At 56.2% G+C, this 22,984-nt stretch carries 17 protein-coding genes; 11 read left to right on the top strand and 6 right to left on the bottom strand.

The genetic code is table 11. The features are described from left to right. The 9 genes from ABHR76_RS01185 to ABHR76_RS01145 all read left to right on the top strand — a co-directional run. On the top strand, positions 1-572 hold a 572-nt coding region (locus tag ABHR76_RS01185), incomplete at its 5' end, for an FHA domain-containing protein (protein WP_346976573.1). Further along, a complete protein-coding gene (locus tag ABHR76_RS01180) occupies positions 460-1,158 on the top strand; it encodes a 4Fe-4S single cluster domain-containing protein (protein WP_346976572.1) in 699 nt (232 codons plus the stop codon). The genes ABHR76_RS01185 and ABHR76_RS01180, both read left to right, overlap by 113 nt. Positions 1,159-1,161: 3 nt before the next feature. Next, positions 1,162-3,117 (top strand): AAA family ATPase, encoded by a 1,956-nt coding sequence (locus tag ABHR76_RS01175; RefSeq protein WP_346976571.1) that lies wholly within the window; start codon positions 1,162-1,164, stop codon positions 3,115-3,117. After that, positions 3,114-3,875 (top strand): PP2C family protein-serine/threonine phosphatase, encoded by a 762-nt coding sequence (locus tag ABHR76_RS01170; protein ID WP_346976570.1) that lies wholly within the window; start codon positions 3,114-3,116, stop codon positions 3,873-3,875. Before ABHR76_RS01175 ends, ABHR76_RS01170 begins: the two co-directional genes overlap by 4 nt. A gap of 2 nt (positions 3,876-3,877) precedes the next feature. After that, entirely contained in the window at positions 3,878-7,408 is a 3,531-nt protein-coding gene (locus ABHR76_RS01165) for a protein kinase domain-containing protein (protein ID WP_346976569.1), read from the top strand. Positions 7,409-7,422: 14 nt separating this feature from the next. After that, entirely contained in the window at positions 7,423-8,034 is a 612-nt protein-coding gene (locus ABHR76_RS01160) for a hypothetical protein (RefSeq protein WP_346976568.1), read from the top strand. Positions 8,035-8,053: 19 nt separating this feature from the next. Continuing rightward, the gene (locus tag ABHR76_RS01155; RefSeq protein WP_346976567.1) at positions 8,054-9,295 is read left to right on the top strand and encodes a hypothetical protein; all 1,242 of its coding nucleotides are present in this window, start codon (positions 8,054-8,056) and stop codon (positions 9,293-9,295) included. Positions 9,296-9,316: 21 nt separating this feature from the next. Further along, on the top strand, positions 9,317-10,222 hold the full coding sequence (locus ABHR76_RS01150) for a hypothetical protein (RefSeq protein WP_346976566.1): 906 nt from the start codon (positions 9,317-9,319) through the stop codon (positions 10,220-10,222). A 27-nt stretch (positions 10,223-10,249) separates the two neighbouring features. Beyond that, positions 10,250-11,314 (top strand): hypothetical protein, encoded by a 1,065-nt coding sequence (locus ABHR76_RS01145; protein WP_346976565.1) that lies wholly within the window; start codon positions 10,250-10,252, stop codon positions 11,312-11,314. A gap of 92 nt (positions 11,315-11,406) precedes the next feature. On the opposite strand, the gene ABHR76_RS01140 is transcribed toward ABHR76_RS01145, so the two are convergent. From ABHR76_RS01140 to ABHR76_RS01115, 6 genes are all read right to left on the bottom strand, one after another. Continuing rightward, positions 11,407-12,420, bottom strand: a complete 1,014-nt coding sequence (locus ABHR76_RS01140) for a DUF4357 domain-containing protein (RefSeq protein WP_346976563.1) — start codon at positions 12,418-12,420, stop codon at positions 11,407-11,409. Between the two features lie 37 nt (positions 12,421-12,457). Beyond that, positions 12,458-14,857, bottom strand: a complete 2,400-nt coding sequence (locus ABHR76_RS01135) for a hypothetical protein (protein WP_346976562.1) — start codon at positions 14,855-14,857, stop codon at positions 12,458-12,460. 60 nt (positions 14,858-14,917) lie between these two features. Beyond that, on the bottom strand, positions 14,918-16,189 hold the full coding sequence (locus tag ABHR76_RS01130) for a hypothetical protein (RefSeq protein ID WP_346976561.1): 1,272 nt from the start codon (positions 16,187-16,189) through the stop codon (positions 14,918-14,920). A 191-nt stretch (positions 16,190-16,380) separates the two neighbouring features. After that, positions 16,381-18,267, bottom strand: coding sequence for a hypothetical protein (locus ABHR76_RS01125; protein ID WP_346976560.1), 1,887 nt, complete (start codon positions 18,265-18,267; stop codon positions 16,381-16,383). Further along, positions 18,243-19,769, bottom strand: a complete 1,527-nt coding sequence (locus tag ABHR76_RS01120) for a hypothetical protein (RefSeq protein ID WP_346976559.1) — start codon at positions 19,767-19,769, stop codon at positions 18,243-18,245. The genes ABHR76_RS01125 and ABHR76_RS01120 overlap by 25 nt, the downstream gene beginning before the upstream one ends. Positions 19,770-20,046: 277 nt before the next feature. Beyond that, the gene (locus ABHR76_RS01115) at positions 20,047-20,490 is read right to left on the bottom strand and encodes a hypothetical protein (RefSeq protein ID WP_346976558.1); all 444 of its coding nucleotides are present in this window, start codon (positions 20,488-20,490) and stop codon (positions 20,047-20,049) included. Between ABHR76_RS01115 and ABHR76_RS01110 the strand changes: the two genes are divergently transcribed. Further along, on the top strand, positions 20,482-20,730 hold the full coding sequence (locus ABHR76_RS01110) for a hypothetical protein (protein ID WP_346976557.1): 249 nt from the start codon (positions 20,482-20,484) through the stop codon (positions 20,728-20,730). The genes ABHR76_RS01115 and ABHR76_RS01110 overlap by 9 nt on opposite strands. A 225-nt stretch (positions 20,731-20,955) precedes the next feature. Next, entirely contained in the window at positions 20,956-22,836 is a 1,881-nt protein-coding gene (locus ABHR76_RS01105) for a DUF6273 domain-containing protein (protein WP_346976556.1), read from the top strand. Positions 22,837-22,984: the final 148 nt, after the last annotated feature.

Below are 22,984 nucleotides of genomic sequence, written 5' to 3'. Positions count from 1 at the left end.
CAGCTATGGGTGAGCAGCTGTGTCTCACGGGCATGACCGCGCTTGGGCGTAACGCGTTTCCCAGCATGGCATCGAACTTTGCAATATCTCGCCAGCATGCCAGCGTTCGCTTTGAACAAGGTACCTGGTTGGTTGCCGACGAGGGTTCCAATAACGGAACGGCCATTATGCGCGGTGGCCAGATTCTTAATTTGGCTCCCGGCGTGTCCCAGCAGATCCATACCGGTGACGTGCTGCTGATCCCGGCGGCATCTGGTGAGTTTGCCCAGCTACGTTTGATGGTCACCGTGGAGGAGCCTCCTGCGGTGCAGCCCACGCAGGTTCAGACGGCGGTTGCGCCGCGGCCTGCGGCCGTCGCGCCCGCTGCGGCACCCGCCACGCCAGCCGCTAGCCCGTCTGCCGGCGTTGAGGGCTGGTTTGTCGAGTGTCCCGAGTGTGGTCGTCTACACCTTGTTGCCGATGAGCGCGCAAAGGTCGGGGATGGCTGTGAAGAGTGTGGCTGTTCGCTCGCGCGCACGTCTGCCGTATATCGTACGCTCGACCCCGGCGAGGATTACTCGGATGTTCGTTAGCCAGATACTCGCGCCTGTCGTTTCGCTAGGGCCAGGCGAGCGCATCGCAATCTGGACTAGCGGCTGTTCTAAGCACTGCGCCGGATGCATCTCGCCTGAACTTAGAATGCAGCTGCCCGAGCAGGATGTCGATGTTGATGAGCTTGCGCAGATGTTGCTCGATACCGCACGCGAGCACGGCGTACATCGGCTGACGGTTTCTGGTGGAGATCCGCTCGAGCAGGCATCAGAGCTCGTGAAGCTGCTGGCAACGATCCGCTGCGCTTACGACGACATTCTCGTTTACACCGGATTCACGTTTGAAGAGCTGCCGCAAGTGATCGGTGCGGATACGTGGGAGACACTCAAGCCCCTCATCGATGTACTGATCGACGGTCCGTACGTAGACGAGCTCAACGTGCCCGATTGTGCGCTGCGTGGCTCGACTAACCAGCGCGTGATCTATCTGAGCGACCGCCCGCACGATGACTACGATCAGTATCTTCAGCAGCCTCGTCAGCTTCAGAACTTTGTTCAGGACGGCACTGTTAACACCGTCGGCATTGCTAACCGCTACCACCACGAATTTCCTGTCAAGGAGGTATAACACATGGCAACTGATTTCGAGCGCCAATCCTGGCAGCGCGAGATGCTCAACTTTAAAGGGGTGAAGAGCCTCTTTATCCTTGAGGGCAACGTGAACGACAAGTATCCCGATGTGGTTGACGGCGGTCTTCAGTTCTCGGAGCTCGCCGAGGTTGTGCGCGGCCTTTTTGAAGACGCCAATGGCTCAGTTGAGTACAACGTGGCATATTTTGACCCCATTCAGCTGTTCTCGAGCAGCATGGGCAACGTCGATTGCAAACGCCTGGTGTCGCTGGCACACGACGAGGCTTCCAAGAACGACGACCGCATGATGGAGGCGAACGCCTGCATCGCCGATGGTCGCCAAGCATATGCCACCGAGCAATCGAGCCTGCCATCATACGGCGAGGTTATCCGCTCTATGTTGCGCTTGAAATACAATGACAACCCCGATGGCGGCACCGAGGCCAAGCCGCTTTGTGTGATCGTCAACATGGCGTCGCGCCTGCTTGCCTCCTCGACCGGTCTTATGCCCGACGAAACGCAGTTTTTCCTCAACTTGTACCTTGGCGCCAGCAAAGCACGCCTTATTAATCGCACGGCTGTCAACACGCTCATTCTGGTAACGGATAACGTGCGCAACCTGCCTGTGTGGTTTATTGAGGAGAACCCCTTCTTGCGCACCATCACGCTGCCGCATCCCGACCGCGACATGCGCGAAGCCTATATTCAGAGCAAGTTTGGCTTTGGTGAGGCGCTGTCCGATTCCGATGACCGTGCGGTGCGTCGCTTTATCGATACCACCGACGGCATGAGCGTTAAGGAGCTCGAGGGCCTGCAGCGTATGTACCAGCGCGACATGCAAAACCCCGAGGCTTCCATCGAGGCCATCCTTCCCAAGCTCGTCGACGTCTACAAGTACGGTTTTCGCGAGAACAAATGGCAGCAGATGTTCGAGAAGCTCGAAGAGGATCCCGAGGCAAAGATCAAGCGCCGTGTAAAGGGTCAGGACGAGGCCGTTGAGAAGGCCGTCACTGTGCTCAAGCGCTCCGTTATGGGCCTTTCGGGTGCTACCCATTCGTCTGGCTCTAAACCCAAGGGTGTTCTGTTTTTGAGCGGTCCCACCGGTACCGGTAAGACCGAGATTGTTAAGGCCATTACGGAGCTCCTCTTTGGCGATGAGCGCAGCATGCTGCGTTTTGATATGTCAGAGTACGGTGCCGAGAACTCCGATCAAAAGCTCTTTGGTGCTCCTCCGGGATACGTGGGCTATGCCGAGGGCGGTCAGCTGACCAATGCGGTCAAGGCCAATCCGTTCTCGGTAGTTCTTTTCGACGAGATCGAGAAGGCCGCGCCCAGCATTATGGACAAGTTCCTGCAGATCCTCGAAGATGGCCGCCTGACCGATGGCCAGGGTAATACCGTGTACTTCTCTGAGACGGTCATCTTCTTTACGAGCAACATCGGCTTTTCCAAGATTGAGATCGATGCCCAGGGCAACGAAGTGCGTAATACCATCGCGCCCAACACGCCCTATAACGAGATTTGCGAGCGTGTGCGCACCGAGATGGATCGCGAGTTTAAGCCCGAGTTCTTGGGCCGTATCGGCGACAACGTGGTGATCTTCAACTTTATCGACGATGCCGTGGCGCTTCAGATCCTTAATTCCAAGATCGATGCCGTTAACCGCAACGTGCATAAGGCACAGCCCGATATTACGGTTGAGGCGACCGACGCTGCCCGCGAGCTGCTGCACTCCATTGCCATGACGGATGCTGTCAAGGCTAAGGGCGGCCGCGGCATTGGCAACTTGGTGGAGAGCGGCTACCTTAACGGGCTTTCCGATTTTCTATTTGAACACCGCGCCGAGTGGCGCGGCCGTCCCGGTATGGTGGCACGCGCCGTGCCGCAGGGCGAGGGCGATGATGCGCATATCGCATTTGAGCTCGTGCCCGGATCGATGGGAGGCGATTGGCGATGACGAAGTTTATCGCTGCAGCAAAAACTCAAGCAGGAACCAATCACCCCGTCAACGAGGACCGTTTGCTTCTTGACGGTAACGTTCTTTGTTATGGCCTGGTGGGCGATTGCGAGCACGAGATGGGCTGCATGGCAGTCTTTGACGGCGTGAGCGAAGGCGGGCACGGAGCGGCCGCCTCGACGCTCGCTGCTCAGGCGTTTGCACAGGCGACTCAGGTTTTTGAAGCCGATTCGATTGATGTCCTGCAGGATCGTTTACGCATGGCGGGCGAGCGCGCTGAGAACGATGTTGAGTCCTATGCGGCCCGTTATGGCCTGCCCGTTGCCGCATCCACGGTTGCCGGGCTTATGGTGGCACATGATGGGTCTGCCGCAATCTTTAATGCTGGCGATTCGCGTGTGTATCGCTTGCGCGATGGCGTACTTGCGGTATTGAGCTACGACCATACGCCCGAATCCCGCCTGGGTGGCGTTGGTTTTGAGTACAGCGATGAGTCGGTCTCGCATTGCATTGAGCTGGCGGTCGGTCTTAATCAAGGCGGACGAAACTTAGAGATCAATACGGCCACGTTGTTTCCGGGCGATCGCTATTTAATCTGCTCTGATGGCATAGATGGGGAGATTGACCTTGCGCGCCTGCAGCAGATGCTTGCGAGCGATTCGACCTGTGCGCAGCTGTGCGAGGAGCTGTATGCCGAGGCCCGAATGAACGGTTCGACGGATGACGCGACGCTGATCGTGATTGAGATAGGGGAATAAAGATGTCTGATGAGACGATAACGGTACACCGAGATGGTGGCACCGGCAACGATGAAACCGTGACGGTCCGCCGTGGGGACGTACCCGTAAACGGTGAAACGGTCACCGTGTATCACGGCAATCAGGCTCCTGTACCGGGTGAGACCGTGACGGTGCGCCGAGGCGCTGCTCCGGTGTCCGGCGAAACGGTGACCATTCGCCGCGGCGACGCCCCGTCGGCAGGCGAGACGGTAACGGTGGGTCGCTCGGTTCCTAGAGCAAACGGCGAGACGGTGACGGTAAGTCATCCGGTTTCTGCGACTGGTGGCGAGACCGTTACGGTTGCAAGGCCGATGGCTGCTCCCGCTGTCGGCGAGACGGTCACGGTTTCCCGGCCGGTGACGTCCGTGGCGGGCGAGACCGTAACGGTGCCGCGATCTGCCGCTTCTGGCGGTCAAACGATAACGGTCCCACGCGGTGCGGTGGCAAATCCCAATGGCGAAACGGTGACTGTTTCTCGTGGGGACGTTCGCGCCGCTTCCTCCGTGCCCGCATCTCCCTTCGTCCCAGAAGATGTGACGATTACCTCGCATGATGGCCAGCAGTTTATTGTTCACCTGGGCCAAGTTGTCGGTCATGGTGGTCAGTCCACGGTCTTTGCTGCCGAGCGGGTGGATGACGGCCTAGCATGTGTTGCCAAGGTGTTTCGGCCTCTTATAGAAAAAGACCGCACGGAATACGAGAAGACTGTGCGTGCCGTCATGAGCCTCAATGGTCGTCCCGTGTCAGAAACGCATTTGCTGCCTATTTTTGCCTATTTGCACCAGGGCTTGAGCGCGACTGAAGTAGGGGCCATAGCTCCTCAGCTTTGGGATATTGCCATCACTCCTAAGGCTACCTGCCTCAGTGATCGACCCCGCAGCAAGCATATGGTTAAAAGTCGCGTGATTCCGGAGCTGAGCCAAGCGATTAACCTACTACACACCGAGTTTGGCATCGTTCATCGTGATGTGAAACCGTCGAATGTCTACCTGTACGATAAGCAAATCGCACTTGGCGACTATGGGTCCGCTCGTTCTCTTTCCGGAATTGATAATCGTACGACTAAAACCGAGACGCGATCAAACGGGTATACGCCTGGTCACGGCAGAATGGTCGACCCTCGCAACGATTGGTATTCGTTTGGCTATACCATTTGGACTCTTTATGAGGGCAATGTCCACCCGCTCTATGAGCGTTTGAAGGACGACACGTTTTTCGAGTTTCAGGACGCGGGTCAACCTGCTGAGTTCACTCACCCTGATGACGCTACCTTGGGAAATTTGCTTCAAGGCCTTACGTTTGAGCTTGCAAACAAGCGCTTCGGATACGAAGAAATTAAAGACTGGATCGCTGACCCCGACCACTTCTACCGTCAGCTGCCCATCTTCGATTTCAAGAGTGACCATGCGCCGTATGAATTTGTTGGCAGGCTTTATACCGATCCTGTGTCGCTCGCTCGCGGACTCGCGTCTCATTGGGACGAGGCAAAACAGCGCATGCAGCAGTGGCAGCTCGAGCGTCAGATGCGTAAATGGAACGAAAATGACCTTGAGACCAAGATTCATCAGATTACCGAGGCAAAAGCGAAGGGCGGGGAAAAACCGAATTACGATTTCAACCTCGCATGTGTGATTTACGAAATGTCGGGCGGCAAGATCATTTCGTGGCGCGGCGAAGATGTTTCGCTGGGCGCTGGCAAAAACGATCTTCCGGCGCGCATTGCCAACATGGCAAATGCAGAAATAGATCGCTATGCGGTGAAGTCGGGGCTTGACGGCACCGAGTCTATGGGTGTGCTCCCCTCGGGCTTTCTTTCCTACGTTCTTTCCCGCCAAGGCGAGCACGACGATTCGGTTGCAACTATTGCCGAGAATATCAAGGCAATTGAGGATCTTGCCGTTGCTTCCGACGGCCCGCATTTTGCTGCCTGCCTATTGAAGGGCTTTCTTACGTTCGACGAGTTGGCAACTCACGCTGCGGCCCAGCAAGAGATCAAGAGACTCATTGGGAACCCCGGGGCATTTTTTGCCACTTGCTCAACGTCTCGCACTGTCGATGAGTTCTTCCTGCTCTTTGCAGGAGACGTTTCCATGGACGCTATTATCAAGGCACGCGGTGACGCCCAGAGTGGCGGGACAATTGACGTTGATGTCGTACTCGATTTCATGGACCGTGTCGCCGACAACAAGGCTTCCGTGCGTGCGTTCTACCGCAAATACGGCAATATGGCTGGCTGGATTTGGCTTTCCGAGCACACCGCCCTTTACGAGGCGCTTCCGGGCTCTGCCGGAGAATCCGCAATCGTCAATCTTCGCGGCCTATCTCCTTCGGCGCAAGCATCGGTTGCTTCGCTCATGCAAGCGGGGTCCAATATCCGAATCGAAGGCAGCAAGCTTCGTGCCGACATGGAGGTGACACCTGTTCCCTATGTGAATGGCTGGCAGACGAGGGACGTTCTTCTTACTCGACCGCTTACGTTGAATGCTCTTTTCTGTGCCGAGGCGCGAGGAGAGACAGTGCCACGCGGATATGTGGCAGAACTGCTTGCAGGCGGTGCGGACGAACAGCTACTCGATGGCATCGGAATCAGGCTTTTGGCTCATGCGAACCTGACGCCTTCCGCCAGTTATTCTCAATTTCTCGAGGACGAGAGAAACGACGCAGATGGCGCGCTCGAAGGTGCTATCCAACGGGATACTCAGGACTACAGCATGACCGAAGGCATCGCTGATACTGCCGCGCGTATTGAAGCTGTAAAGAAAGAGCAGAGCCGGGTGCTGCGCTGGACATGCGTTGTGGCAGTAATCTACTTCGTTGCCATCCTATGCGCACGTGGCTCTTTTGGACAGTTCATCGTTATGTGTGGCACCCTCGCCCCGCTCGCAGTACTGTTCTTGGTCGCGGCGTTTGTTGGAATCTTCGGCTTCTTGGCCTTGAACCTGCTCCGTTCCTTTTCCGCGGTTGACCGCGTTCAATCGCTCGACAGCGATTTGGCGGCCAACGCAGATCTTCTCGAAAGCCGTCTGGTTCAACTCGTCGATTTTGATGGCCGCACGGGCGCAACGGTGGAAAAGCTCTTGATGGTGGGCGTTGACGAAGATCTTCCGATGACACAGGGAACCGATTTTTCGTTTGGTTCTGAAGGCAAGGCCTTCTACGCCGATCCTGAAGTTATGGATAGGCTTGGCAGATTGGCAATTCGCCTTTTGCTTATCACGTCGGCCGTGATTAGTGCGTCTGGGTTTATGGGCACTGTGTTCATTGACGGTGATGTGATAGCCAAAATCGAGGTCGTCTCCGCTATCGCCGTTGATGCACTCATCTGCATTTACGTGCTGGGCGATGACGAACATCCTGGCAGCGCCGCGTCAATACTGTCATGGTCTTGGATCTGGTTGGGCCCGCTGGTCATCGCGTTTTTGCTTTGGGGCGTCGTATCGGTTCTTCAGGCGTTCGGAATGGTGGGCGCTATTATCGCCGTAGTATTTCTCATCGGATGTTTTATTAAGTAAAGGGAAATTCAACCATGCCAACTTTAAATTTTCGTAAGCTGATTCCGGGAGGCTATTCGGGGGCCGGCCCGAATGCCGGCAATTCGGCTGCGCCGCGGAGAAACGATGGCCTTCATGGCACCGAGCGACGTGCCATGGGCGCTTTTGACGACATGTTGGGTATTGAGAACGTGGCATCCCAGCGCGGCTCTCAGGCGAATACACGTTCTCGCTCGAACATGGCGCAACGTGAAATCCGAAATGACGTGGTGATCAATGAGGGCTTGGGCTCGTATGACGGACGCCCGTGCTCCATCAGGATTTTCGAAAATCACCTCGAGATTGTCGCCAAGCGTGAGGGCTCGACGCTCGATAATCACCCCGCGCTCAAGATGCTTGTCCCCGGCATAGGCAACAGCAAGGCGGTGGCGGGTAGACTTTTCGCTCCGGGTAATTCCAATCCGCCGATCATCATTCCCTTTAATTCGTTGAGCGGTTTCCAGGAGGTGAGCGGGTTTATGCCCACGTTTGTCTTCAACCGGCGTAATCCTCAGACCAGAAAGATGGAGACGCACACCATCAAGACGATGACCAGGGAGTTTAGGTATGCGCTTAACCGCTATGCCCAGACACACTTCCATTATTAATTAGGTAAAGGCAGAACACATGGCAGACGATAACCAGCAAGAGGGCATGTCGGCGCAGGAGAGACTTGCGCGCCTCTATAGCTCTCGCGTTGATGATCAGCAGGGGGATACGGTGCCGACTGCGGGACAGGCGACGGGGGCACGTGTTTCGGCAGGTACCCCGCAGACACAAGCCTCTTCCGCCCAGGAGCGTCTCGACCGCCTGCGTGCGCGACGCGCTGGCGTGCCTCTTCCGGGCGATCCGGAGGCAGCTACTCCGGTAAACAACGAGGGCGCGAATCGCCCTCGCTTTAACATCAATCTTTCGCGCATCGTGGACGCGATTCCCACTATTGTTCGGTTTTTCCCACTGCGTATTTTTACGGTTTGGGGGCTCTGCTCGGTCTGGTACCGCATGTACTTGAACGTTGGCGGAGACGATGTGTTGCATACGGGGCTTCCGGCGCCGGGGTATAGCGCATTCAATCCATTCGCTCTGGGCGCTGTTGTATTCATTGGTCTTCTCGTAGTTTTGACGGAAATCATTGCCGGCCCGTTGAGCCTGATCATTAAGCAGCTAATCATCGGCGCCACGTATTTCTTCCGCGGTTCCGCCGCCACCCGCGAGGCCCGCGACCGTGCGCATGCGAACTTCAGCCTGCGCCGGCTCGTCACCGAGACGGTCCGCGGCTACCACAGCGGCTACTCGGTCTTCGGCTCCATGGCCCGCGCCGCCCGCGGCGCCCGCAACAGCGCCTCCACGCTCGACTACGGCGTCGGGGCCTTCACGGGGGAGGACCCCAACGCGCCCGTCTACGACGACGGCCTGGGCGACCGCCCCTCGCGGATGGAGCTCACCGACGAGGCGGCGTCGAGGGTCTGGGACCTGTACTACCCGGCCTACGGCGCCGAGGGCCCCATGTCCAACCTGCACGAGGCGCTCGCCTCGGGCGACCCGCAGGACTACACGACCCTGATGAGCCTCGCCCTCAACGTGGCGGAGTGGTGCGAGCAAAACGGCACGCCCGACACGCACGGCTGGTTCGACGACCCCGCCTACCCGGGCGACTACGTCGACGCCGGCACGTTCTACCTCATGGCGTACTCGTTCTGGGAGCAGGCGGCCGAGGCGCGGCGCGTGGGGCCGATCGAGCCGCTCGCGGACGACATGAGCCGCTTCATCCTGCGCCACCTGAGCGACTGGTCGCGCGAGAACGCCCACGCCTACCGCTGGCGCGGCGACTGGCGCGACGCGGACTACTTCGACAAGGACCGCCTGTAGGCGGCGGAGGGGGAAACACGGATGGCAATTAATCAGAACGGGTCTGACCGCGGAGGCGCCGGGTCTAACGGATCGGATATCAACGATATCGTGAACCGCATGGGCGGTCCGCGCGTAGTGGTTGTCCTTGCCGTGGTGGTAATCATTGCCATTGTGGCGGTCACGTCCATCACAAGCGGCATTTCCGACACCAATCGGCAGACCGAGCAGCGTGCCGAGGCCAAACAGCAGCAAGAAGACGAGGCGGCACGCGCTCAGCGTAAAAAGGAAAAAGAAGAGCGCCACCAGGAAGAAGCGAAAAAGGCCACAGTGCTCACGCTCGATGAGATTACGGACGAGGCGCTGCGCTCGGACTTAGCGCTCGATGCAGATGAGGACGGCAATATTTCGCAAGAGACTGCGGATGAAGCTAGATCAATCGACGTCGAGTCGTTTGATTCGCTTCCGCTGTTGGCCAACTTCCACAACATCACGACGTTTGGCATCGGCGACTACGACAGCGAAAGCTACGACATAAGCTCCATTAGCAATATCACTCATCTGTCCATTGGCGACTGCTCGGTGCCTCAGGTTGATCTCACACGTTTTCCTCAGCTACAGCGCGTTACTGTAAACAGGCTCGAGAGCCCCGTCGATACCTTGAATGCCAAAAACATGTCCTCGTTGACGAACGTCCAGATCGAAGGCCTTGATGGCAGCATTGGGACGCTTGACCTGTCGGGTGATGTGAACCTTGAGGTCCTGAAGATCAGGAGCAGAGTCGAAACGCTCAATTTGTGCGGCGCGGGCAGGAAAGATGCCTTCGATATTACGTTTACGCCCAATCGCGTTGGCAAGATCTTGTATGACAGCGACACAAGCAGCAGCATGGTCGAGTTTTTGCAAAAAATGAGCAGTGACTACGGCTACACCATGGAGCAACAGTAGCGATGCGCTCAAGTGAGGAGAAGCGTTATGGCGAACTTCAAGCCTGATATGTCATGGCGGGATAACGAACAGGTTCATCGTGTGATCGAGCAGCCTTCGGGCGGGGCTAATGAGCAGTCTGCCGAGACGCCGGATATGCGCGTGAATATGCGTCCGAACGGGCAGGCAACCGGACAGTCTGCTGGGCAAGCACAGCAGGCGTCGGAGCGTTCGACAAGTCGGATTCCTCGCCCTGCCGGGCAACCGAATGGGCAGGCAGCCGAGCGTGCAAATGAAGCCGTTTCTTGCTTGGGTGGCGTTCGCGCCCTGGTAGTGCTTGCGGCGGTTGTGGTCATAGGTGCCGTTGCCGCCTTCGCCGTGATTGGCGGCGTTGGTGATGTGCAGGGCGGCGGGGGAGCCTCGTCGAGCGCCTCTAAAGAGTCGAGCTCAACTGACGCCTCTGACTCCGAGACCAAGAAAGAAAAAGGCCTCGTCGATGTTGATGCGATCTCGGATGATACCCTGCACGGACTGCTTGCCGACTACGATAACGATGACGATGGCCAGCTGACCGCCAAGGAGACCCAGCGCATCACGAGGCTGGTCGTAACCGACGAGGTGACGGATTTCACGCCCATTAGCAAGCTGGACAAGCTCGATACGCTCGGCATCAATACCCTGAGCGCCAAGAGTGCGGACTTTAGCGAGCTCGAGGCACTCGAGGTGCTCAAGTTTGGCGACATGACGACTCAGAACCTCGATCTGAGTGTCTGCCCCAAGCTCAATTCCTTTTGTATTGAAGGCCTTAAGGGCGCTGTCAATTCCATCAACGCTTCGGGTCTTAAGAACCTGATGTTCTTTACCGTTGACCAAGGGCTTCAGGGCGATGTCGAGAAGATCGATCTTTCGAACGATGACATTCTTGGCGCACTCGAGATTACCTGCAATGTCGGCGAGCTCAACCTGTCGGGTTGCAGCCACTCGTTCCCCAAGCTCAACATTGCCGCTGATCACATCGACAAGATCGTGGTCGACAGCAACACCAACGCGGACCTGGTGGCAACCCTACGCGACCTTTGCACCCAGAAGGGCTGGACGCTGGAGGAGCGGTAGAGTCCTTTGGAACGCCAAGGTAATACCTGCTGTAAAGCTATAAGCGAACGAAAAGAAGCGGGCTCGGTTATTTCCGAGCCCCGCTTCTTTGTCTATTTCTGAGGAGCGGCTGCCTTCTCTTTTTCCTCCTTGAGCAGCTCGCCAAGCTTCTTGCCGTCTTCGGTCTTCCAGTCTTCCTTTCCATTGCTGCTTCGGCCGAGTACGAATGCCGAGGCCGCGGAAGGACTCTTGAACACAAGATCTTTTACGAGGACAAAGTCTTCGTTGATCGCGTCCTTCTCTTGCTCGCGACGTTTAGGAACGGAAGCGGGGCAAGTCGCTGTCAAATCTCTGACAAGTTCACTTCCTGCTTTTACGATATAAGCGTGCTCTTTCGTGCAGATGCAAGTCGCTTTGATGCCCTTTGATTGAGCCTTGAGCACGATGCCAGCAATCTTTTCGGACTCGATTTTATCTGCCTCGTTTTCTTCATCCTCTTCTTTATTGATTTCGCCAGAAAGAATAGGGTTGGATACCTTATAGATCTTGTCGGCGAGCCACGTGGCTATGCAACTTTCGACATAGTCGTAATCTGAGTCATTGGCTTTGGCCAGCACTTCAACCAGCTTGGGAAGGACTCCCTCGAATCCGTTGAATTCAACAATTTCATCCCAAACCATCTTGGCGTCTTTTTGGGTATTGGAATCGTTGAACTCTTTGCTGTCGGCTCGGTTGAGTTTAAGTTCCGTCTCGTCCTTTTTGCTCCAGAATACGGGGATGCAGAGCTGCTTCTTGGTATTCTTCATTTCGTTGAAGTAGGTGTACTCATGTCGGCACTCCTTGCTCATGATGTAGTTAGACGTCACGAACGCAAGAAGCATGTCCGAGTCTTTGACAGATGACTCGACTTTCGTTTTCCAGTTCTCGCCGTATCCGATGGAGTTGCAGTCCAAAAAGGGCTCTGCTTCAAAATCTGTGCCCTTATAGTACTTTTCGCTGTTGTTGAGCAGGTCAAAAGTCCTGTTTACGACACGAATGAGATGGTTGTAAAGGTTGTCATCACGCTTATAGCTGATAAAAACCTTAATCAGTGTCTTGTTGGTAGGCGTTTTCGCTTCACTCTGCATGTTTGCTCCTTTTGGATTGATGGAACGGTTCGTGTGTTTAGCCTTTGACAATGCTTCCCTTGGCGATGCGGGCTGAGAGGGCGACGATGACTCGGTCATAGGCGTAGACGTCTTTTCCTAGCAGGAACCCGCGGGCGCCGAGCACGTCGTTGTCAGGTGTCAAGTAGGCGTGACGCATGAGGATGTCGGACTTGCGAACGCCTTCAGCCCCACTCTTGTTGGGCTTGCCGCTCAGGAACGCATCGACGACTGCCGCGCGCGTGCGCTGCTCGCGTTCCTGTTCGACGGTGCCGTGTCCCAGTTCGGTCATGCCCGTTGCCCGGCAATAGGCAAGCCAACGATCGTGCTCCATGTCGCCCAAACGACAGATAAGGGCGAACTCATTGCGGTTGTTCTGCTCATTGGCATCGAACTCGTCCTTGGTGGCTGTGTCGGGAACGACCGAGCTTAATATCGCGCTAGCAACGTTGGCCTGTTCGGTGACCGACGTGACCTTGCCTTGCAGCTTTTCCTTCCAGTTCAGTTCGAAGGATTCTTGTTTAACATCGGCATCGCTATAGCCAAGTGCCCAAAAACGGTAGGGAATGTGTGCCGCCGAAGCTCGGCTGCTGCTCTTGTTGGACTCCTTTCCGTTGTAGCTTTCAACAGCTTTATCAGCGGCCAGCGTTGCGTCGAAATTACTTTCGATAGAGCCATCAAAGCAAAGGTCGTATGCCGCATTAAGCTGAATGGCCAGACGCTCGCGCTCGTCGTCGATGATGTTGTTGTAGGTGTAGAACGTTTTACGAGCGCCAAACGGATGCATGATGTTATTAGCACCCCCGCTGGTCCCATTGGTCTTATCGAGGCTTCTGAGGGCCTCCAGAATCTCCTCGCTTTCGATATGGGGGCAGATGACGGGCTGCCGTTTGGTGTAATCCGGTGTGCCCTGATCAACAAAGCGATTGAAGATCTGGCGCTGGAGCATGAGCGAGTACGAGAGATTTTGGCTGCAATCTCCCATGGTCACAAAGGCGTAAAGTCGAGCGTCATCGGGGATAAGCACGCTTTCGGTCTTGGACGACACGCACTTATTCTGGATGTCGTAGCTCAATGCGGCGACAGCGCCGCCTGCAATAAGGCGATCAGTTGTAATCGAGGGCGCTTCGGCCTCAACGAAACGAACGGTGGGCTCACCGTCGCAGCTTTCGCCAAACATCTCGGGATAACGAGCCGCTTCGCGCTCTAGTACTGCTCGGGCATTGGGGTCGACAACCACAATGTTCAGGCGGACGCCCGGCATGCGGCCCATCCAGAATGTTGTTCGTGCAGCCTGCATGCCGTAATCGCCTGCGCCGACAACGAGGACGGTAAGGTTCTGAGGCCTAGGATTGGGATTGACGGAGATATCGATGGGCTCGAGCGCGCTGTAGAGCGGGGCCTCTTCGAGTACATCGTAGATCTCGTCTTGTACACGCGAGATCAAATGAAGGCAGGTTGGCTCATTGTTGGTTTTGATGGCATCGAAGATCTGGGCATCATCGGGGTTCCTGTGGGTGCAATGGAGCGTAATCCTGGGTGTGCCGTCGCTCTGGGGCTCCCTGTGTGTCGCTTCGATCATATCGATCGTTGCGCTTACGTTGTGCTCGGTCTCTTCGCTCGTCGTGACAATGTCGACTGCAACCAGGTGTTTGGCTGTATCGTGCAGCGCCGCAATCGTTGCAAGCACGTCTGCTGCCTCGGTATCGGTGAACACATAGCGCACGTAGCCCTGGCAGAGATTGCGCAGCACACGCTGACGTTCGCCGTCTTCATCGTTGTCTAGGCAAAAGATGAGGGCGATGTCGCCATTGTTGTTGCCTTTGTTGAGCGTCCCATTTTTGATGTTGTCGACGATATCGCGAGCGAGCAGCTCGGTGTTAGCGTCGACGCTTTCAAAGATAATTGCATGGTCGGCGTACTTGAGATGACGCTTGATAACGCTGCCCGAGAGACGCGTGGCAACAGCGTTGAAGGCAAACAGGCCAATTTCAACGGGAAGGGCGATGATGTATGCGAGTGTGAGCAGCGAATAGAGCAGGTTGAATACCTGGCCGACAACACCGCCGCCTAGGGGAATAGCGCCATAGACGGTTGACGTCACATCGGTGAGACCGGTCTGGATGGTTGTTGTCCACCCTACGGTAAAGAAGTTGGTAATAACCCAGCTAATGAAGTTGAAGGCTCCTGGTTCCCAGCCTTCGCCAAGATCGGAAGAAAAGCACTGCGCCCAGGTGACGGGGGCGAATAGGCAAAAAGCGCCAAGAGCGAGAATTCCAAAGGCGACGATACGACGGTTGGAATTGATCTCGAAGCCAAAGAGCTTGTGCTGATAGTTGTGCCGTTCCAAGTGTATGGAATAGCAGAACGCGACGAGAGCGACGAGGAATGCCGCAAACCAACAGATTGGAGAAATCAAAGTAGGTACCTCCTGTGAGTATGGAGATGAACGGATATCGGGAACCGGGTTTGTTGCCGCCTACGTGAACATGCGATCCCTCAGCTCGGCGGCCTCGTTAATTTCGACGTTGGTGCGGCCTTGGAGATCTTCGGTACGCTTACTGGTGAGCTCGTCGCCCTTTAGTCCGTAGGTGGTGTACTGAACGATTGCACCGGCAGTTTCGGCTGCTTGACGTAGCGGCTCGTAGGTATCGGTCTGTTCGCACCATGCGTAGAAATCATCAACGGTGGCGTTGGGGTTGCCACTATAGAGTCGATACCATTCGCGTCCAAAGCTGCCAAGGACCGAGAACGTCTTTTTCTCGACAAGCTTGTCGCCCTTGTATTTGTAGTCCAGCGTGAGGTCCACCAGATAGGCGGCTCCCGTTTCAAAAGCGTTCTCGTTGCTCTGACGACCGATGATTTCGGCCTCTGGATAGTACTTGCCAATAAACTCGGCGGCGTCGCCTTCGTAGTCGGCAACGATGCGTACGCTCTGTACCTTGCCGCGCTTGTACGTGCAGTGCAGGATGCGCAGCAATCGCTCCTGCCAAAACGCATAGGAAAACAGGTGATCGACAAAATGAGGGTTCTCGAGTCGATTTGCCTGCTCCATCCAAACGGCTTGGAACAGCTGGTAGTCGGCCTGCGGCTCGCCCGTGACCTCGCGGAACCACTGTACGGCGACGTCGGCGGGGATATAGAACGATAGTCGCTCCTGCGGAGTACCGCTCTTGGTCGTTTTGGCGCGCAGGGGAATCTCGACCTCGTAGCCAGAACCGTCGTCCGTTCCGCAGTTTAAAACGGGCGGCAGCATAAACTTGCAGGGGCCCTCGTCGCATACGCGCATCGGCTGGGGGCTAACAGGTTGCCCTTCAAACTCCATCTCGATGTCTGTGTCGTCTTCTTCGTCCTCGTCATCATCGTCGATGCCAAGGTCGTAGCCGGTGTAGTAGTCATCCAAGTGCCGTTCGTTTACATTTCGCCCGTCTACGACGTCAAAGACGGTAACGCCCGTCATGCGGTCGCAATACTTTGCGACTTCAAAGAGGTTGCAGCTCTCCTCGGGCGTAAAGTTATCCATGCGGTGCTGGAACTCGGTAGCGCATTCCTCGGGATTGTAGCCGTCCATGCCGCTGCCATTGACCCACCAGTTGGGGTCGCGATTGCTTTTGAAGTACCACCAGTACCAGACGGGGCAGAATACCGCATTTACGCCAAAAAAGACTTTCTGGATGATGTTACCGTTGCCGTCGAACTTGTAATCGAGCGGCAAGTTAACAACCGGATCGTTTGATGTGTCACGCGCCATGGTGTGCTCCCTGCGATGATTCGTATTGCGCGCGAAGGCCAGATTCGATGCGTCTGACCTGCACGCGCCTGTTACTTCGCATACTAGGCCGCCTGCACTGCATTCTGTTGCGCAACATCGTGGACGGTGCGGTTCGACGTCCACGATGTTGCCGCGCAACAGATATATGGCTTGGCCGTGCCAATCGCTCTCTAGTAGCGCGCCGAGCGCTGGGCGTTGCCCGGGTTGTAGCCCGCCCAGGCGGCGATGACGTCCGACTCAACGACGCTCGTTGCAATGTTGATAAAGCTGCCGGTACGAGGCAGGTCGGTGTGGAAGTCTTCGAGCAGGTTGGGCTGGAACCTAAAGTCCTCAAAGTTGAGGGTGTTGGGGTTGTAGAGCTGACAAGTACCATCCTCGGTAGAGATCGGGCCAACCATGTAAACGGCCTTGTGCTCTACGACCTCGATATCGTCGACGTCAATCACCTCTCCGCGATCGTGCGCGGCAGCGGCGTGCTCCATGAGCTCGAGGAATCGGTCGGCTTCGGCGCTGCAGAGTACGCAGCGCGAGAAGAGCACCGTAAGGGCATAACCCGTTTTACGCCCCAGTTTTTCTCGTAGCTCGCTAAATCGTTGCGACTGCTCCGGGGTCATGCGCGTCTTGGACGGCGCGGTCTGCTTGAGTCCGCACGTCTTAAGGAACATCGCGTTGGCCTTGCGCAGGGCGCTCATAGCGGCAGAATCGCTCTTTGCCGCGGAGACGTCGATGCGTCCTCCCTCGGGAATCTGCTTATAGCGAGAGAAGCCCTTTTCGCCCTCGACGGGCATCCAGTACGTAATGACGTCATTTTCCACAACGCTAAAGCGGCATGTAAAGGGCGCGCCGATTGCCGGCGCCTCGCCGTAGAACTTTACGCGTACGGCTTGGTCGGTGTCCGCCATCCACATCATAAAGCGATGGCTATTGTCGCCGTCATGGCTCCGGAGCTTTGCAATAAGGTAGCAAACCGAGTCGCAACGGCTCTCGAGTGCGGCGCCTCTTCCGGTGGCAATGGCGCTTATGCCCTGGGCCTTGAGCTCGATGTCGCGGTGCAGCGCGTTGAGCTCTTCGGATGTCAGCAGGTCTTGGCCAAGAAGTCCCGCGACAAGCGCGCCGACTTCTATGTCGGTATTAAGGGCGGCATCGATAACCTTGCGATGCGCCTGGTGGCTTGCATAAGCCGGCATAGGTTTGCGACCTGTGGCAAATCCAAATGGGTCGCGGATCTGGTCACCGCCGCGATAGAGCGGCTCCAAAAAGAACATGTTCATGTCATTTTGCTTGCCCTGCTTTTGGCCGTAGGCATCGAGGGAGTTCCAGACATGCTTCTCTGCAATGGGGTTCATCCACAGGCTGATTTTCGATTTTTCTGCCGAGGAGGTCGAGGTGCTCTTTTTGGAGCTTGCGGCGGGACGCGAGGCGGGTTTCTGGTATCCCGCGGGGAGAACTTGCTCAAAATCGAATTTTTTAAGCAGCCTGACGTAGACTCCGACCGATGCTTCTTCTGCCATTTCCGCCATGACCGATTGCGACGGGTCATCGACAAAGGAAATGCGCGTTTTGCCGTCATCGGAGACCGCCTGGCAATAGCCGCATCGAAGTGCAACGTAGCCTTCGTTATCACTGCCGCGGTCAAAGTACATCTGCTCTTTGCAGCCGAGTGTGCCGGGGACGAATGCGGTCGGGTTTGCAATGTCGGGGATCGTAATGGCAGCGCCGGTCGCGCGCTTAAGCTCATCGAAATACTCGACGTACAACGGAATTTTGTAGTGCTGGACGAGCGCCTCGAGAACGACGGCGTTGGGCACGGAGTGCGCCACGCGATAACGCACGGAGTTATAGCCCCATTCGACATCAGTTGCATCGTCGGGGATTCCGTGACCCGCCATGGTGGGCAGGACTTCATCGGGTGAGTCGAACGTTCCATCGGGCGTGCCGCAAATCGCCTGGAGCGAGAACCCGCCAAAGCACTTGTCGAGATCGTCGTGGATATATGCGCAGCAGTCATGATTGGGAAAGACGATGCGAAACGTCATCGCACCCATGGCTTGGGACATGTAGACGTTGCCCGACGCCTGGGCATCGGACTCTGCCTGGGGCTCGCCATCCTCGTCTTCGTCGTCATCGTCCGATGGGTCTGCAAACGAGCTGTAGTTGCATTGATCAGGTCGAGATACATGGAGACGGTCCCGCGGGTTGCCAGCTTTTGCATGATGGGATTGAACGTGTCCGCAAACGAGACCTCGCGGTCCTGGGGCACGCCATTTTGGGTCATGGAAAGCGTGACGGTCGCCACGCCGCAACGAACTGCCGTGGCATCTCGGTACTGGCTGTTGTCGGGGAAGAACGTCCACTGGCTTTTAGTGAGGCTTGCCGCAAACGAGACGTCGTCGTCATCGGGATCGGCTAGCCATGCTCCGGCCTTGTAGCCGTCGGTCACTACGTACTCGTAATAAACGGGCGCCCCGAGCAGGACGGCGAGCGCCTTTGCAGCTCGCAGCAGCGGGATGCCGTCGTATTCGTATTGAAGCGAGTTGTAGCCCCACATCTCGTTGAATGTCCGTCCACCTAGGGCGCCACAGATATGGATGCACATGGCGGCGTTTTGCGGCTGACTCAAATCGCCAAGGTCGGAGATTGCGGGTATCAGCGTGGCGAGCGAAAAGCCGCCAAATTCCTGTTCCAGGGTCTCCTTTACCTGCATGCAAGCATTGTGTCCGGGAAAGACGATGCGGTTGATGACTCTTTGGGGCTGGATCTGACCGCCTGTCTCTTCGATTAGATGGCGAAAGAGCACGTCAACGTCCGATACGTCCATGGTGGCGGTTGCGACCTCCTGCGTCTTGGTCGACTCCTTTTTGCGTTTGCTTGCCGCAGAAGACGATTTTTTGCGCGAGGGCGCCGGCTGTGGCTCCTCTTGGGCACCAAACTGGTCCTTGAGAAAGTCGAAGTACAGGGACACGTTTCCGCGCTGCGCATACGAACGCATGATGGGGTCGGTGGTGTCCTCAAAGTACTTTTGGCTTCCGTCGGGCATGGACATGGTTCCCATGCCGCAGCGGAACAGGGTGTCGGTGGCACCGTCGAACCCCTCCGGGAAATACACCCAGCAGCTCTTGTCGACCACGTTTGCAAACGAGACGCTGTCGCCCTGCGCATCGGCGATCACGGCGCCGGCGGCGAGCTCATCGGCATCGGTGTATTCGTAGTAGACGGGAACGCCGATCATCTTAGAGATGGTCTTGGCAACCTCCAGCGAGGGGATGCCGTTGTATTCGTACTGGAGCGAGTTGTAGCCCCAGACGGCGTTGGTGACCTCTTCGCCGTCGGACCCGCAGGTTTCCAAGGCGGCATTGGTGGCGTCGGTCGGATCCATGTGCTGGAAGTCCTCGTAATCGGGGATCACGGCAGCAAAGCAGAACTCGCCATAGTCTCGCTCCAGGGCAGCTTTGGCCTGCATGCAGATATCGTGGTTGGGAAACACGATGCGATTGACAATCTGGTTGATCGAGATCCCTCGGTCAGTATCTTGAAGCAGATGCTCAAAAATCTCGTCCATCGTTCCTTCTTTCGTATGCGGTGGAAGCCCACGATCCCGGGTTTTAGGGCTCGTGGCTTTGCTAACCCGAACGCTACCGCCCCGATGGGCGAGAACGTTGCGCAACATCCGCGAGTGCGCAAATTGCAATGCGGAACGGTCTGTGCTGGGGCGGTGGTGGTGATGGGGGAGGCGGACGACCCGCGTTCGTATGCCCCGCTGTCTATGAAAAACGTGCCCGCCGACAGGTCGTTATCGGCGGGCACGTTCAGGGCTGCATATGGATTGATGCTCGAGATCAGGCTTCTTTCTTGATGGAGCTGGGTGTTACGACCGTGGTGATTGAGGCGATGCAACACAGAAGCGGGTAGATGGGGCCGGAGCAGGTCGTAGACATCCATGCCATAATCGCGGCAACGAGGGCGAGCAAAGTAAAGCCGATGCGTGCGATGGATACCTTTTTCTGTAGGAATGCAATGATAAGGCCGATAACGGAGACAATGACCGGAATGGCCCACGTGTAAGTTAGCATGTTGACGTCCCCGATGCTGCTACTGCTGCTGCCGTACGCTGCCATTGTGTCGGCGTAGTCGCCCATCTCCAGCATGGTATAGCTGGACTTAAGTCGATATGCCTCACCAGCCGCGCTGTCGCCACCAAAGAAGCCAGAGAGGTTGTTGGCGCCATCGGAGATGTACTGGGATATGGGTATGCCGCGAACGGTCTTCGCGGAATGGCTCACTTCAAGCTGATCTTCAACCCCGAACAAGAGGGTAGCCTAAAGCTGTTTAAGAGCGAATACCAGCAGCAAGCAACGGAAAGGTACCAGCTGTTTATTGCAATTGCCAACTACCGTCATGGCAGCAGCCTCAATAACCTGCACAAGTACTCGGCTGGCGTCATCGGTATTCCTGACGACTTTAGTGGCGGTCAGAGCTCGTTTGACGATACGAACTTTACCTATATCAGGAAAGACGAATAGCCGCCCACATCACGTGGCGAACGATAGGGCCCGAGGGTTATCCTCGGGCCCTTTTTTGCGTGGACGGCATTTTACTGTGCCCCGTTGTATGCTTGCCAATTGCCCGATCCTTTAAATGTTGCGCAACAGAAAATGTCAAGCTCCGCTTAAAGTTGAAGGCGTCCGGTGGATAAGAGAAAGGAATCTGCCATGCGAAACGTCAAGAAATGTTTCAGGGGGGGGTTGTTGGTCGGAGCGCTTGCGCTCTCGATTAGTTCCCTAGTTGTGGGCAGCGTGGCGACCATCGTCGCGCCCACCCCGGCGTACGCCGCCTCCAAGAAGTCGTCTGAGAAATCTAAGAAGGGAAAAAAGTCCAAGAAGGATTTGCTCAAGGGCGTCAAGGTCAAGAAGAAGGTCGATAAATACACCTGGGCCGAGCTCGCGAAGATCTCCGACGCCATGACCGAGTCCGGTAGCCGCAAGGCCGCGCTCAAGATCGCCAAGAAGTACAAGCTCTGCGACAAGAAGGGCAAGCTCGACGGCAGCCAGACTAAGAGGATGACGCTGTCTAAGGGTGAGACCTCGGTCCGCATCGTCGGCTTCTACCATGACGACCTGTCCGATGGCTCCGGAAAGGCTGGAATCACGTGGCAGTTTGTCGATGGCATGTGTAATTTATATTACTACGCGTCGCTCTCAAGCGATCTCAGCGGCAACATTCAATTGATGGATGGGGCTCTGCAGGACCTGGCCTCGGGTTCATATCTTCCTTCCGATGTAGCCGGTCGACTTGCGACGGTCTCGGTCAAGACGGCATCGATGGATTCCATTAGGAGCGGCGAGGCCGTGTCTTCCGACAAGAAGTTGTGGGCACCTTCTGCTGTTGAGGTTCTGGGCGATGCCGAGGATATGTCTGGCGTCAATCGGGATTCCGAGTGGATGGCAAATGCCCTGAATGCCGAGGGCACACAGTACGACCTATTTAAGGACCAGGGTCTAAGCTGGGCCGATCAAAAGGGTGCGTTTTCCGACTTTCCGACAACGTGGTTTTATGGGTATGGTTACAGCGGAGACGATTACGAACAAACTGGTGGTTCCTTAAAGCTTCGTGACGGCGCAAGGCCGCAGTTTTTTGACGATCAGTACTCGGACGATACCGCCTGTATTACGGCCTACAGGTCTTTGTACGTAAACCCGGAAGACCCCGATGCCACTGTTGGCAATATTGCAGTTGCGATTGGCATGAAGGGTGACTCTTTCTGTGGGCGTTATACAGCGACGGGCAACGATACAAAAGTGATTCAGCCCCTGTTCTGCCTTACTGCCGTGAATGACGATTCCACAGCCGAAGAGTCCAATGGTATTTCTATCCAAGACAGCGTTGATAATTACAGCTGGAAGGACCTCAAGGTTATCGCCGACGAGATTGCGGCCGCAAAGGATGAGGAGTCTGCAACGGGCATTGCGAAGAAATATCATCTGGTCGACGAGGAGGGCCATCTGAACGCTTCGAGCTACAAGACCGTAAAGCTCAAGAGCGGCGTGGAATCGAAAGCATATATCGCCGCGTTCAATCACGACGATCGAGCTGACGGCAAGGGCAAAGCGGGCATCACGTTTATGTTCGACGAAGTTGCCCCGCTTAAGGCTGCGATGAACAAGGACGGCGCTAACTCTGGCGGCTGGAAGGATAGCGACCTTCGCAAGACGCTCAACAAGCAGTTTATTAAAGAACTGCCCAGTGACCTTAAGAAAAATCTTGTTAAGGTCAAGAAGCTTACTAACAACACTGGCGTGACGACCGATGTTTCTTCGGTTACGGAGACCGAGGATACGCTGTGGCTGCCGTCCGCAGTGGAGCTCTTTGGGAAGCCTGGAATCGAAAGCGAATCTGAGGGACTCATTAGTTGGCAGCCCGACCAGGTCGCCGTCTACGAGAAGGAGGGCGATTGGTATCAATATCAGATCACGTGGCCCAGCGAAGGTGCGAATGCAAATGCTGCCGCTATGTGGACGCGCTCGTGCGATGCGGCTCACTCTGGTGCCTTTATTACCTATGACGGTTCTGCTCTCGACTCGGGTAATGGGAACGCAACAACTGCGGTTTTCCCTGGTTTCTGCCTGTAGTCGTTAATGCTGCCCATCGGTAATCTTGAGCCCTCGGAGAGGAAATCCTCTCCGAGGGCTTTTCGTTTTAGGTTCGCCGATGTTGCGCAACAGAATGCATGAATCGTGCCAGAAAATGAATACAGTACAAGATGATGTCCGAGAGGAG

Origin of the sequence: Collinsella aerofaciens (genome assembly GCF_039752985.1) — a bacterium.
In the GTDB taxonomy this organism is placed as follows: Bacteria; Actinomycetota; Coriobacteriia; order Coriobacteriales; family Coriobacteriaceae; genus Collinsella; species Collinsella aerofaciens_BT.
The sequence above is the reverse complement of the archived record's forward strand: the minus strand, read 5'-3'. Positions and strand labels throughout refer to the sequence as shown.

Bases quoted from the DNA above. Each gene is read 5' to 3' on its own strand.
- ABHR76_RS01180 (WP_346976572.1), top strand. From the start codon at position 460: ATGAGCGCGCAAAGGTCGGGGATGGCTGTGAAGAGTGTGGCTGTTCGC.
- ABHR76_RS01145 (WP_346976565.1), top strand. From the start codon at position 10,250: ATGGCGAACTTCAAGCCTGATATGTCATGGCGGGATAACGAACAGGTT.
- ABHR76_RS01150 (WP_346976566.1), top strand. From the start codon at position 9,317: ATGGCAATTAATCAGAACGGGTCTGACCGCGGAGGCGCCGGGTCTAAC.
- ABHR76_RS01155 (WP_346976567.1), top strand. From the start codon at position 8,054: ATGGCAGACGATAACCAGCAAGAGGGCATGTCGGCGCAGGAGAGACTT.
- ABHR76_RS01125 (WP_346976560.1), bottom strand. From the start codon at position 18,267: ATGTCCCAAGCCATGGGTGCGATGACGTTTCGCATCGTCTTTCCCAAT.
- ABHR76_RS01165 (WP_346976569.1), top strand. From the start codon at position 3,878: ATGTCTGATGAGACGATAACGGTACACCGAGATGGTGGCACCGGCAAC.
- ABHR76_RS01140 (WP_346976563.1), bottom strand. From the start codon at position 12,420: ATGCAGAGTGAAGCGAAAACGCCTACCAACAAGACACTGATTAAGGTT.
- ABHR76_RS01130 (WP_346976561.1), bottom strand. From the start codon at position 16,189: ATGGCGCGTGACACATCAAACGATCCGGTTGTTAACTTGCCGCTCGAT.
- ABHR76_RS01160 (WP_346976568.1), top strand. From the start codon at position 7,423: ATGCCAACTTTAAATTTTCGTAAGCTGATTCCGGGAGGCTATTCGGGG.
- ABHR76_RS01170 (WP_346976570.1), top strand. From the start codon at position 3,114: ATGACGAAGTTTATCGCTGCAGCAAAAACTCAAGCAGGAACCAATCAC.
- ABHR76_RS01120 (WP_346976559.1), bottom strand. From the start codon at position 19,769: ATGGACGAGATTTTTGAGCATCTGCTTCAAGATACTGACCGAGGGATC.
- ABHR76_RS01110 (WP_346976557.1), top strand. From the start codon at position 20,482: ATGGCTCACTTCAAGCTGATCTTCAACCCCGAACAAGAGGGTAGCCTA.
- ABHR76_RS01175 (WP_346976571.1), top strand. From the start codon at position 1,162: ATGGCAACTGATTTCGAGCGCCAATCCTGGCAGCGCGAGATGCTCAAC.